General features: G+C 30.4%; 13 protein-coding genes and 1 riboswitch. Of the genes, 7 read left to right on the forward strand and 6 right to left on the reverse strand.

What is annotated here, in order from left to right:
* Positions 1-448: 448 nt before the first annotated feature.
* The 4 genes from B2G86_RS03615 to B2G86_RS13555 form a co-directional block, all read right to left on the reverse strand.
* A complete protein-coding gene (locus B2G86_RS03615) occupies positions 449-1240 on the reverse strand; it encodes an energy-coupling factor transporter transmembrane component T family protein (protein WP_078356774.1) in 792 nt (263 codons plus the stop codon).
* Entirely contained in the window at positions 1230-2633 is a 1404-nt protein-coding gene (locus B2G86_RS03620) for an ABC transporter ATP-binding protein (RefSeq protein ID WP_078356775.1), read from the reverse strand. Before B2G86_RS03620 ends, B2G86_RS03615 begins: the two co-directional genes overlap by 11 nt.
* A gap of 11 nt (positions 2634-2644) precedes the next feature.
* A complete protein-coding gene (locus tag B2G86_RS03625) occupies positions 2645-3220 on the reverse strand; it encodes an ECF transporter S component (protein WP_078356776.1) in 576 nt (191 codons plus the stop codon).
* Between the two features lie 95 nt (positions 3221-3315).
* Positions 3316-3419, reverse strand: a riboswitch (TPP riboswitch).
* A gap of 125 nt (positions 3420-3544) precedes the next feature.
* Complete coding sequence (locus tag B2G86_RS13555; RefSeq protein ID WP_256681898.1) at positions 3545-3670, reverse strand: hypothetical protein; 126 nt, start codon at positions 3668-3670, stop codon at positions 3545-3547.
* 147 nt (positions 3671-3817) lie between these two features.
* Here B2G86_RS13555 and auxA point away from each other — a divergent pair, with 147 nt between their 5' ends.
* From auxA to ptsP, 7 genes are all read left to right on the forward strand, one after another.
* On the forward strand, positions 3818-5116 hold the full coding sequence (gene auxA, locus B2G86_RS03630; protein ID WP_078356777.1) for a lipoteichoic acid stability factor AuxA: 1299 nt from the start codon (positions 3818-3820) through the stop codon (positions 5114-5116).
* A 612-nt stretch (positions 5117-5728) separates the two neighbouring features.
* Positions 5729-6901, forward strand: a complete 1173-nt coding sequence (locus B2G86_RS03635) for a class I SAM-dependent rRNA methyltransferase (protein ID WP_078356778.1) — start codon at positions 5729-5731, stop codon at positions 6899-6901.
* Positions 6902-6973: 72 nt separating this feature from the next.
* Positions 6974-7510, forward strand: a complete 537-nt coding sequence (locus B2G86_RS03640) for a DUF697 domain-containing protein (RefSeq protein ID WP_078356779.1) — start codon at positions 6974-6976, stop codon at positions 7508-7510.
* 861 nt (positions 7511-8371) lie between these two features.
* The gene (locus B2G86_RS03645; protein ID WP_078356780.1) at positions 8372-9466 is read left to right on the forward strand and encodes a carbohydrate kinase; all 1095 of its coding nucleotides are present in this window, start codon (positions 8372-8374) and stop codon (positions 9464-9466) included.
* A complete protein-coding gene (locus tag B2G86_RS03650; protein WP_078356781.1) occupies positions 9463-10380 on the forward strand; it encodes a pseudouridine-5'-phosphate glycosidase in 918 nt (305 codons plus the stop codon). The genes B2G86_RS03645 and B2G86_RS03650 overlap by 4 nt, the downstream gene beginning before the upstream one ends.
* A gap of 135 nt (positions 10381-10515) precedes the next feature.
* On the forward strand, positions 10516-10782 hold the full coding sequence (locus B2G86_RS03655; protein ID WP_016912884.1) for a phosphocarrier protein HPr: 267 nt from the start codon (positions 10516-10518) through the stop codon (positions 10780-10782).
* On the forward strand, positions 10782-12494 hold the full coding sequence (gene ptsP, locus B2G86_RS03660) for a phosphoenolpyruvate--protein phosphotransferase (protein WP_078356782.1): 1713 nt from the start codon (positions 10782-10784) through the stop codon (positions 12492-12494). Before B2G86_RS03655 ends, ptsP begins: the two co-directional genes overlap by 1 nt.
* A 30-nt stretch (positions 12495-12524) precedes the next feature.
* Here ptsP and B2G86_RS03665 read toward each other — a convergent pair whose 3' ends face one another.
* Both B2G86_RS03665 and B2G86_RS03670 read right to left on the reverse strand, forming a co-directional pair.
* Entirely contained in the window at positions 12525-13298 is a 774-nt protein-coding gene (locus B2G86_RS03665; RefSeq protein WP_078356783.1) for a metallophosphoesterase, read from the reverse strand.
* The gene (locus tag B2G86_RS03670; RefSeq protein ID WP_078356784.1) at positions 13298-13528 is read right to left on the reverse strand and encodes a glutaredoxin family protein; all 231 of its coding nucleotides are present in this window, start codon (positions 13526-13528) and stop codon (positions 13298-13300) included. Before B2G86_RS03670 ends, B2G86_RS03665 begins: the two co-directional genes overlap by 1 nt.
* Positions 13529-13646 lie beyond the last annotated feature (118 nt).

Below are 13646 nucleotides of genomic sequence, written 5' to 3' on the forward strand. Positions count from 1 at the left end.
CGCAGGAGTCAGCGCTAAAAAATGCCAAATATTAATTAAATATTTATAATATAGTTGGAATTTATTCAAGAGTTGATTTTATGTTCAATAAATATATTTATTAAATCAAAAAACTAAACTTATAAATTTAAGTTTAGTTTGACTACAGTCCGAAGTAACACTTAGAGCTACCATATTTCTATATAAAAATAGTTGTTGAGAGTGATTTTGTAAAGTGCGGACGCCTGAGGGAATAGTATGCGTGAGAGACTACAGGCTCGAGCCATACCCCTAGGCAAGCATGCACGTACAAAATCGTAATATAAAAAATAAGCATATCACTGTAAACTTTAAAAATCGGTTAAGTGATATGCTTATTTATTTTGAGTTAGGATTTATGTCCTAAGCATTTTTACATTGCGTTATACTTCATTCTTTTGGGAAAGGTATGGTCAAATATAACGCAATGTTATCTAATATCAGAAATGCTTGTTATGGGTATATAAATACTTAATAAGTACGCAACAACTACAAGCAAAATCGTCATTAGAACAAAATATAAATCTTTCATTGTAATAGGTACTTTATAATAGTAAGTTCTTTTTTGATTCGTAAATCCTTTCGCTTCCATTGCCACAGCTAATCTATGAGACTTTCTAATGCTTTGACTTAAAGTAGGTATAAGCAAATGATTTACCCATTTCAATCCTTTACGATTACTTTTGTCTATAACTGAATACCTCATTTTTAAAGCTTGTCTTAATTGCATAAATGAACTAAACATAATTGGTATCAATCTAATTGAAGCCATAAAAGCATAAGCAATTTTAGGTTTTAACTTTAAATGTTGCATGAAACTGTAAAATACGAAAATAATTTGAGAAGTAAAAGGAATGACCATCCCATAAAATGAAATGACGAGTGTACGCATTGTTACATGTAAACCTCTTAGTAAACTCTCATTTGTTATATGAATGATCCCTAACTGAAATATAGTATTATCTCCTTCACCATAAAAAATCATAAACAAAGAAGAAGTAAATCCAAAGAATAATGTAATCATAATTATAATGAGAAGGGGTAACCATTTAACACCACTCATTATAATTAAATAAATAAACATTATAAGGGTTAAATAAATCATGAAATCAAAATCATGAATAAATATAGCAAAGAAAAATAATACTATACCTAATAAAAGTTTGGTTAAAATATTTACATCATCTATAAAAGTAGAATATTTTTTCCAATTAGTTAACATGTGATTCACCACCGTTAACGTCTAATTGATGATTGTTAATGACTAATGTTCTTGTAGCATATCTTTCTATTATTTCATTTTCATGCGTGATCATTAATATAGTTTGTCCTTTGCGAACTCTTTCATGAAATAACTTGATAAGTTCAAAAGTATTATGACTATCCAAACCAAATGTTGGTTCGTCTAATAAAATAATTTCTGAATTAGTACTTAATGCTGTTGCTACACTTAAACGTTTCTTTTGGCCAATAGATAGTTCAAAAGGATGTTGGTCTTTAACATGATACAAGTTTAAAAGATTTAACATTTCATTAGTTTTTTCAATTGCGGTTTCTTTGTCTTGAAAAGCAAAATTGATAAATATTTCATTAAAGACAGATATTTCTATAAACTGCAATTCTGGGTTTTGATAGACAAAGTACATATGTTTAGATGCATCTTTAACTTTTTTTAATTGTTTATTCTTATATTTAACTTGTCCATTATATTTTATAAGTTGCATTATACTTTCTAAGAATGAAGTCTTACCAGAACCGTTTTGTCCTGTAAGCCCAATCCATTCACCACTATTAATAGTTAAGTTATCTATTGTAAAAAGTTTTCTGTTACTTCTTAAAATATCTAAATCTTTAATTGTTAATAAAGTTTCTTGTGCGGAAGATTTATTTTTTAATTGAGGTGCATAATTCCAAGAAAGTGGATGCCATACACCATACTGATTTAAAATATCTATATGATTTTCCAATATATCAGATGGAGTACTATCGTGTGTGATTTGTCCTTGTTCATTCATAACAATCACTCTATCGACAAAATTCCAAATATAATCAACTTTATGTTCTACAATTACAACAGTTTGATCTTTCCAATGTTGCATTATTAAGTCCCAAAGTTGCGTTGTAGACTGATGATCGAGCATAGCTGTCGGTTCATCTAGAAATAATGTTTGAGAATTTTGTAATAATATAGAAGCAATAGCTAATTTTTGTTTCATACCACCACTTAAACGGTTGATTTTTAACGAGGCATCAGCATTTAAATTCACTTTATTCATTGCTTCATTAATCATTCCATCCATCTCTTTTGGATCTACATTCATATTTTCAAGTACGAAAGCTAATTCTTCTTTAATCTCAGGCATACAAAATTGTGTATCAGGATCTTGAAAAACAACTCCTGGAAGTGTGTCGATAGTTATAGAATCAAGTTTCATTGGAATATCCAATGACCTAGGTATAATGCCGTTTAATACATTTAGTAATGTACTTTTTCCTGAACCACTTGGTCCTAATAACAGTACTTTCTCTTTATCATTAATTTGAATATCTAAATTTTTAAATATAATGCGTTCATCGTCTGGGTATTTAAGTCTTAAATTTTTTAGTGATAACAATTGGTTAACTCCTATAGTAAGTCATAGTCTTTTTTAGATGCAGGTCTAAATAGTTTAGTGACGCCAGTCTGATCAAGCGCTCTTACAATTGCATATCCTAAAGCGCCGCCTACAATAGCACCACTTAAAATTCTAATTGTGAACATCAAAATTACATTCCATAATGCAACATCACTTAAATAATTATAAAACCAATCAATCGGTAACGTAATAATACCTGCCAACATTCCGGCAACAATAGCAACTGATAATTTTCTATATTTATAACGAACTACTAAAAATACAATTTCACAAGCTAAACCTTGAAGTAATGCATAAACAAAAGTAGGTATATCAAATTGTCCCATTACAATTGTTTCGCCAGCACCAGCAGCAAATTCTGCAAGTAAAGCCACACCTGGTTTTTGAATAATTAAATACGCTATAATTGCTGCTATAAACCAAAAACCATATACGGATTGTTCTAAATGTAATCCTAAAGGTTTTAATATTTCATATGGAATCCATAAAAATTTATAAATGATTGCAAATAAAGCACCAATTAAAACTGTGACCAAAATATCAGATAAAGTTAATCTCTTTGACATGCTAATTATCTCCTTTTTTATAAAAAAATGTGCACTCCTATATCTAAATAGAAGCGCACAAAAATATTGTTATCATTTATAAATGAATATTATTATATGATTTACGAACACTTTCCTACGCTAGTATCATCTAGATCAGGTACAAAGGGTTCAGACCTTCTCATGTCTGTCTCAGTTTAAAACACCCCTAGTGCATTTATTAAATTGTTATCACTACGATAAGTCTTATCATGCATTTTGTCAATAGGCTATAATGAACAAAAAAACCCCCTATGAAAAGATAGAATGTTTCCATAGGGTATTTATTAGAACTACGAAAGTTGTTTATTCAAATGTATCTTGAATATTATCTTTTGTTTCGTCTTGTCCATTTTTATCGTCTTTCTTATTTTCTTGTTCTTGTTTCTTAGCTTTTTCTGCTTCGTCTTTATGTTTATCGTTATGTGTCATAAATAACACTCCTTTAAAATGTATGATATTATTATATACCCAACAACATATGAGTTTTAAACTTAATGTACTACTTGGGACTGATTTTCAATTTAATTAAAGACATTTGAAAATGAAACAATTATAATGTTCAATGAGGTGAAGAACATGTCTATAAAGAAAAAAAGCTGGGAAGTTCATTTTAGTCGTATTATAGGAATATTCATTTTAATTACCGGATTACTTATATTATTTAATGCACCACGTATTAAAGATTATAATATCAAGGAATCAAATGATATCCATATAAGAAATATTTGGGACTTTTTTGTAGCTTTTTTTGATGAGTTGGTTAGAATATTGCACCATTATATTGGTGGTTTTCCTGTAATAGCAGCAATAATAATTTTACTATTTGGTATATTTATTTTACTGATTGGACGTACTTTAAGAAGAACAACGAATTATGATTATGACATTTCTATATTTTATATCGGCTTGACGATAATATTAATGATTGTCATGATGATGACGATGTTCCAAGTTTATAGTTTTGCATCATTCTTATTTATTATCCCATTCAGTATTCACATTGGATATGTTGTTTATAAAAATGAGCTTAATCCGATGAAACGGAAACAGCATTATTTATGGATTATCATTTCTTATGGTATATGTTATTTCATTTCTCAATTTGCAATGAACCATAACATTGATGCGGAAAATGTAAAGCCTATCGATGTAATGAGCGTTAATTTATTCTTTGTATTATTATGGTGCTTTAGTCAAATGTCCGTATGGATTAGTTTATATTTAAGAAGATCTTTACCAGTAAGTGATAAAGATATTGAAATGGTTAATGATGAAAAACACTCAAGAGCAAATAATAATTTATTAACAAGTAAAATATTTAGCATATCTGAAAGTTTTTATGAAAAATCACAAAGCCTGAAGCAAACAACTTTAGAAAAGTTTAACTCTGAAGAAGCAATTGCTAAAAGAAAAAAACGTAGTGAAAAATGGAAAGAAATTATAAAAATTGAAGATGATGATATTCCGAAATGGATGAGAAGACCTAAATGGTTAAAGAAAAGTTATATAGAATGGATTTGTACAGCAATTTTATTCTTATTTACTTTTATTGAGTTTAACAATCGTAATGGCTTATTCTTATCAGGAGAATGGAAATTATCACAAACTCAATATGTGTTTGAATGGTTAACATTATTTATAATGTTGTTGCTTATCATTTTATATGCATACTTTAATTACACGACAAACTATAAAAATAAAAATAATTTTGGGAAACTATTCGTTATATCAGCACTGTTCTTTGAAATTGCAACGACATTCTTTGTCTCAGCAATTCAAACATCACAGTTCTCAGTATTCATAACACCAATTTCATTTTTACTATTATTGTTTGTAACACCAGCATTTATAATTCATCTAAAAAAATCTTTCTAGAGAAATATAGTCAAAACCTGTCAACAAAGTCGAACTTTGTTGACAGGTTTTTTATGTTTTAGAGTATCAGTATAATTTTTGTAGGACTTTTTTATTCACACAACATGTAAGTAGAGTAAATATGGATAGGTGTAGTGACAAAACTGAAGAGAAGTGTAAATATGGATAGCTATAGTGACAAAACTGAAGAGAAGTGTAAACAAGGGCAGCTGTAGTGACAAAACTGAAGAGAAGTGTAAACAAGGGCAGCTATAGTGACAAAACTGAAGAGAAGTGTAAACAAGGGCAACTATATTCACACAATTCAAGAGTTATATAACATTTTATATATATAGATTAAAATAAATATTTAGCTTGATAGTGAAATTAAAAATGTAAAAAGTAAATATTTTTAATGAATTTCTTTGGAAAATGTATTGCACGGAATAATCTTATCCTTTATACTAATTTTAGTAAGCGTTTACATAAAAGGGGATCAAACTTTCTGGGGGAAATTTTGATTAATAAATTCGGTTAACAGAGTATTCTAAAGGGGGATACTCTGTTTTTTTGGCGTTTTGCGTAATATACGTTATAATATGTGAGACATTTCGAAAGGATGGCCAAAAAATAATGAAACAGTTAATGCTCAAAAGAGGTAAAGAAGATAAATATTTAAGAGGTTTCCCTCTTGTTGAAAAAGATGATGTATTTGATATGCCAAGTACAGATGAAGGTGAATTAGTAGCGCTTGTAGATTCTGGTAAAAGATTTATTGCTACAGCTTATTATGGTGAACAAAATAAAGGTATCGGTTGGGTATTATCTTTAGATTCAACTGAAAAGATAGATCATAACTTTTTTGTAAATCTATTTAAGACGGCTAAAAGTGAAAGAGAATATTATGATCATGTTGATGGTATAAATGCATATAGAATATTCAATGCTGAAGGTGATGGTATCGGTGGATTGACAATTGATTATTACGACGGACATTTACTGATTCAATGGTACTCTGTAGGTATTTATCGTTTGAAAGATAGATTGTTACCTGCTATTAAAGAAGTATTTGAATATAAATCTATTTTTGAAAAAAGAAGATTTAAAGGAATGGAAACTGCATCTGATTTTGTTGACGGAACAGCACCTGGTTTCCCATACGTAGTGGAAGAAAATCATTTATATTATAATATCGATTTAGACGATGGACCGATGACAGGTATTTTCCTAGATCAAAAAGATGTACGAAAAAAATTAAGAGATCATTATAGCGAAGATAAAGATGTGCTGAATTTGTTTAGTTATACTGGTGCTTTTTCTGTTGCAGCAAGTGAGAATGCTAATTCCACGACTAGTGTAGATTTAGCAAACAGAGCAAGACCACTTACTGAAGCTAATTTTGGATTAAATGCAATTGATTTAAATAATAATCATATATTCATCATGGATGTATTCGATTATTTCAAATACGCTCTTCGTCACGGTTTGAGTTATGATGTAGTTGTTATTGATCCTCCAAGTTTTGCTCGTCATAAGAAAAAAACATTTAGCGTTCAGAAAAATTACCCAGAATTAATTGAAGGGTCTTTAGAACTACTAAATGAACAAGGTACTTTAGTATTAAGTACAAATTCAAGTGCTTTTCCTCAAAAAGCGTTTAAGAAGATGATTAACCAAACATTGGATGCGCTAGATGTAGATTATACAATTTCAGATGTAATGGGCTTACCTAAAGACTTTAAGAGCCATCCACATTACAAACCGAGCAAGTATTTAAAAGTAGTCTTTGTCCAAATAAATGGTTAAAATTTCCTAAAACGGGTATAAGTTAATATTCTAGTATTGAATACTAACGAAACTGTGAGGAGATTGAACATAATGGGTATTTTTAATAAAATTAGTACAAAAGCAGGAAATAAAGCATTAGGCATAGAAGAAATTAAAAAACGTTCTGAGTTACCAGTAACACAAGATGAATTATTAGAGCGTAGAAAAAGAGCTAAAGAATTAGTTTATAAAAAATCATTAATGTCATCTGCAGCGAATGTAGTTCCTATCCCAGGATTAGGTGTGGGTATGGATATTAAACTTATGGGTGATATTATTGAAGATATCAATAAAATTTATGGACTAAGTCATAAACAAGTGAACAAAATGCAAGATGATTTAAAACAAAAAGTGCTTACATCAGCTGCCATGAAAGGTAGTCAATTCATAGGACAAAAAGTTACTAATGCTATGGTGAAAGTATTCTTTAAATCAGTAGTTAAACGTGAAGCAGCTAAACAATCAAGATGGATACCACTTGTAGGTCAAGCTGTTGCTGGTTCAATTAGTTATTATTTAATGAAAAAAATGGGTGACGATCACATTAAGAAATGTGAAACAGTTATTCAAGAATTTATAGGTGAATAGTGTTATAAAAAGAGGATGGGACAATTAATTTGTCCCATCCTCTTATTGTATATTGTTGATTTTGAGGGTGTCTTAGATTAACTTTTGACTTAATCTACAACTTGGCCAAACTCTTCGATTAACTTCTGACTTAATCTACAACTTGGCTGAACTCTTCGATTAACTTCTAACTTAATCTACAACTTAGCCAAACTCTTAGATTAACTACTGACTTAATCTATAACTTAGCTGAACTCTTCGATTAACTTCCGACTTAATCTACAACTTGGCCAATCTCTTCGATTAACTACCGACTTAATCTACAACTTAGCTGAACTCTTCGATTAACTTCTAACTTAATCTACAACTTAGCCAAACTCTTAGATTAACTACCGACTTAATCTACAACTTGGCTGAACTCTTCGATTAACTTCTGACTTAATCTACAACTTGGCTGAACTCTTCGATTAACTTCTAACTTAATCTACAACTTAGCCAAACTCTTAGATTAACTCCTAACTTAATCTACAACTTAGCCAAACTCTTAGTTTAACTTCTGACTTAATCTACAACTTGGTCGAACTCTTCGCTTAATTGTCTAATTTATCTACGACTCATCTCATTTTTTTAATAAACTTATTTATGTTTCAGCATTTCATCATTATATAGGCGGTGTTTGATTGGATTGATTATGCACTTATATCAATCTTTTTTAAATAAAATAATTTTTCTCGGGAGTAGGATGACGAAATCTATTTTTATAAAATTAGAACTTTGTACTACTCCTATTATTTTTAAATTTGCATTTTAAATGAAAACGCTTTATAATGAATTTGTAAACATAAGTTTTAAAAATAAACATTTGTTTGTGAGGTGAGTTACTTGAATGAAAATGAAAAGTTAATACTTAATTTAATTAAAGAGAACCCTTTTATTTCACAACAAGAATTATCAGATAAAGTTGGTTTATCAAGACCAGCTGTTGCAAATATAATATCAGGATTAGTAAAGAAAGAATATGTGCAAGGAAAAGCTTATGTATTAAATGAACAAAATCCTATTGTTTGTATAGGTGGTGCGAACATTGATAGGAAGTTTCATGTTACAGACAAATTAGTACAAGGTACTTCGAATCCTGTTACATCTGAATCATCTATTGGTGGAGTTGCAAGAAATGTTGCAGAAAACTTAGGACGTATAGGTGAAGATGTTCTTCTATTAACAACTTCAGGAAATGATGCAGAGTGGCAACATATTGCTGATTTATCGTCACCATTTATGAATGTAGATTATGTTGAGAAAATTTCTAGTGAAGCTACAGGTAGTTATACAGCATTGTTAGATCAAGATGGAAATATGACGATGGGGCTCGCGGATATGTCAGTATATGACAAAATTACGCCAGAGTTTATGATTAAAAATACTTATTTATTAAATAAGTCGAAATGTATCATTGCTGACTTAAACTGTCCTAAAGAAACACTTGAGTTCTTATGCTCATATGCGGAGAAAAAACAAATTAAACTTGTTCTGATCGCTGTCTCAGGACCAAAAATGAATAGACTTCCAAACAATTTACATGCAGTAGATTGGTTGATTTTAAATAAAGATGAGGTTGAATCATATGTTGGTAAAGAAGCACATTCAGAATTAGAATTACAAAGTTATATGAGTGAGATTAAGTCATTAGGTGTTAGCAATTTAATTGTTACATCTGGTAAAGAAAAGATATTTTATGTAGGTGCAGAGGGACAACATGAGTTTCAGGTTAACGCAGTAGACCGTGTTGTAGATGTAACAGGAGCTGGAGATGCTTTTACATCAGCATTAATTTACGGATGGCTGAAATCATATGATATAGAACAAATTGTTAATTTAGCTAGAGCAAATGCTTCAAAGACTATTAAAACATCTTATACAGTTAGACAAGATTTAGATAGAAAACAACTAATAAAAGACATGGAGGAAATAAAATGAAAAACTATATTCAATTTTCAAAAGAGGTAGAAAAAGCTAAACAGGAAGATAAAGCAATCGTTGCATTAGAATCTACAATTATTTCACACGGTATGCCATACCCACAAAACGTAGAAATGGCTAAAAAAGTGGAGCAAATTGTAAGAGACAATGGTGGAGTTCCAGCAACTATAGCAATTATTAATGGAGAAATAAAAATCGGTTTAAATGATGAAGAACTAGAATTATTAGCAAGTGCAGAAGATGTTGCCAAAGTTTCAAGAAGAGACATTGCAGAAATATTAGCTACAAAAAAAATCGGTGCAACTACTGTAGCATCAACTATGATTTGTGCTCAATTAGCTGATATTAAATTCTTCGTAACAGGTGGAATCGGTGGTGTTCATAAAGGCGCAGAACATACAATGGATATCTCAGCTGATTTAGATGAACTTTCAAAAACTAAAGTAGCAGTAATTTGTGCTGGCGCAAAATCAATCCTTGATTTAGACAAAACTTTAGAATATTTAGAAACTAAAGGTGTACCAGTAGTTGGCTATCAAACAGATGAACTTCCTGCATTCTTTACAAGAGAAAGTGGTTTGAAATTAAATACGAGAATCGATGATGTAAAAACAATTGCACAATTAGCAGAAGTACAATGGGATTTAGGATTAGATTCAGGTATCGTAATTGCGAACCCAGTTCCTGAAGAAGATCAATTAGACTCAAGTTTTATTAACGGAATTATAGATAAAGCAGTTGCAAAAGCTGAAAAAGAAGGCGTTCATGGTAAAGATTCAACACCATTCCTATTAGGTGAAATTGTTAAACAATCTGATGGAAAATCATTAGAAACAAATATTAAACTTGTTGAACATAATGCCAAAATTGGAACACAAATAGCAGTTGAATATTCGAACCTATCAAAATAAAGGAGAATTGAATCAAATAACTGCATAGTTATGTAATTTGATTGAATTGTAAGTGTTTTTTTGATATTCTTTAATCGTATAGATAAAATTTGATTTTATACAAATTAAATATAGGAATTAGAAGGAGACAATAATATGGAACAAAATTCTTACGTAATAATTGACGAAACGGGTATTCATGCAAGACCAGCAACTATGTTAGTACAAACTGCATCTAAATTTGATTCAGATGTACAATTAGAATATAACGCTAAAAAAGTAAACTTAAAATCTATTATGGGTGTAATGAGCCTAGGTGTTGGTAAAGATGCTGAAATCACTATCTACGCTGAGGGTAGTGACGAGAAAGAAGCAATCGAAGCAATTACTGAAGTATTATCAAAAGAAGGATTAACTAAATAATGTCTGAAATTTTAAAAGGGATAGCTGCATCTGATGGTGTGGCTATTAGTAAAGCATATTTATTAGTTGAACCTGACTTATCATTTTCTAGCGAAAATATCAGCGATGTAGATGGCGAAGTTGAAAAGTTCAAAGCAGCTGTTAACCAATCTAAAGTTGAATTAACTCAGATTCGAAATAATGCTGAGAAACAACTTGGAGCTGATAAAGCTGCGATTTTTGATGCACATTTATTAGTGTTAGAAGATCCAGAATTACTCAATCCAATTGAAGAAAATATTCGCAATAATAAAGTTAATGCGCCAACAGCATTAGAAGAAGTATCTTCAAATTTCATTACGATTTTTGAAAATATGGATAATGAATACATGAAAGAACGTGCGGCAGATATCCGTGACGTTTCGAAACGTATTTTGGCTCATATATTGGGAGTAGAGTTGCCAAATCCTAGTATGATTAATGAAAGCGTTATTATTGTTGGTGAAGATTTAACACCATCTGATACAGCACAACTTAACAAAGAATTTGTTAAAGGTTTTGCTACAAACATCGGTGGAAGAACTTCACACTCAGCAATAATGAGTCGTTCATTAGAAATTCCTGCTGTAGTAGGTACAAAAGATATTACTAGCCGAGTGAAACATGGAGATAGTCTTATCATTGATGGTCTATCTGGTGATGTAATTATTGACCCTACAGAGGATGAAGTTCAAGCTTACGAACAAAAACATACTAACTTCTTAGCTGAAAAAGAAGAACTAGCGAAACTTGTTAATGATGAATCTGTTTCTAAAGACGGAGTTCATGTAGAACTTGCAGCTAATATTGGAACACCTAAAGATTTAACGGGTGTTAAAAATAATGGTGCAGAAGGTATCGGTTTATACCGTACTGAGTTTTTATACATGGGTAGAGACAATATGCCTTCAGAAGAGGAACAATTCGAAGCTTATAGTAAAGTATTAAAAGAAATGGACGGTAAACGTGTAGTTGTTCGTACTTTAGATATTGGTGGAGATAAAGAATTATCTTACTTAAACTTACCTAAAGAAATGAACCCATTCTTAGGATATAGAGCTATTCGCTTATGTCTAGACCAAACTGACATCTTTAGAACACAATTAAGAGCATTATTACGTGCATCTGAGTTCGGTAAATTAAATATCATGTTTCCAATGATAGCTACAATTAAAGAATTCAGAGACGCTAAAGCAATCTTACTAGAAGAAAAAGAGAAATTAGTTTCTGAAGGTGTTAAAGTTGATGATGATATCGAAATCGGTATTATGGTAGAGATTCCATCAACTGCAGCACTTGCTGATATCTTTGCTAAAGAAGTTGATTTCTTCAGTATCGGTACAAACGATTTAATCCAATACACTATGGCAGCTGATCGTATGTCTGAGCGTGTTTCATATTTATACCAACCATATAACCCAGCAATTCTTCGCTTAGTTAAGCAAGTAATTGAAGCTTCACATAAAGAAGGTAAATGGACAGGTATGTGTGGAGAAATGGCTGGAGATAACACGGCAATTCCATTATTACTTGGATTAGGCTTAGATGAATTTTCTATGAGTGCGACAAGTATTCTTAAAGCAAGAAAACAAATCAAACAATTAGATCAAAAAGAAATGCAAGAATTAGCAAGTCGTGCTATTAACTGTGCAACTGAAGAAGAAGTTGTAGAACTTGTTAATGAATTATCATAAATGGTAAATAAAAAGTAGGGCGTGATTTACTCACGTCCTACTTTTTTTAGCTTTAATATTAAATATGCCAATTTCAGGTGAACAAAATATTCTAATAGGTAATCTCGTCATGCCTATACCTTTGTTTACAAATAGATGTTGCTGTCTTCTAATATGATATAAACCTTGAATATATTTTTTGCCAAAAGTAGGTGTATATAATGCACCAATTTTAGGCACGCGTACTTGGCCTCCATGCGTATGGCCAGATAATACTAAGTCGATGTTAGGGTCCAACAATTTAACTTTATCAGGTTCATGCATCAAACCTATTCTATATGCGATAGGACCATCTGCTAATTGGAAGGAACTATTAAAATTTGGTTGGCCAAAACATATATCGTCTATTCCATGTATTAAAATATTACCAGCTGGAGTCACAATTTTATAATAATCATTTAGTAGTAATTGAAAACCAGACTTTTTTATGATGTTTAATACGATTTGTATACCGTTTGACCCGTAATCATGATTGCCAGGAACGAAAAACTTACCATATTTTGATTGAATCGTTCTAAATAAAGGTATAACAAGATAAGGATCAAATGAAGCATATTTGATATTGTCAAAACAATCACCAGTAAAACAAACTATATCAGCCTCTTGTTTGTTTATTAAAAGAACAAGTTGATGTAAGTCTTCTAAAGTAGAATAATAGCCTAAGTGTAAATCTGAAATATGGACTATCTTTAAATTAGTAGATAAATTACTTTGAAGTGAATGCGTTACTAACTTTATTTTAGAATTTGGAAAATGAAATTTCATCAGTTTTTACCTAAAGCTTCATTGAAAGAATTTATATCAACTTGGTAAAATACTTTATCATTTATAAGAACAGTAGGCGTTGAAAAGCTATCTAAATCTATTAATTCATTTTTGAACTGTTTATTTTTAATATTTTTTTCAGTGTAATCAATTTCCTTTTCCTTGAAATATTGTTTAACAAATTGGCAAGGGGGACACTGATCTTGTGTATAAATCGTAACTTTATTCATTGCTTTCACCTCGACTTTATATAGTCATATTATAACGATTTCTAATTGTGTTCAACGATTATGTTTAATAATGCCACTAATTTGTCATTACTTTGTAAATGTTAAACATTTTATTAAT

The sequence above is a fragment of the Mammaliicoccus fleurettii genome (assembly GCF_002018435.1).
GTDB classification, from domain to species: domain Bacteria; phylum Bacillota; class Bacilli; order Staphylococcales; family Staphylococcaceae; genus Mammaliicoccus; species Mammaliicoccus fleurettii.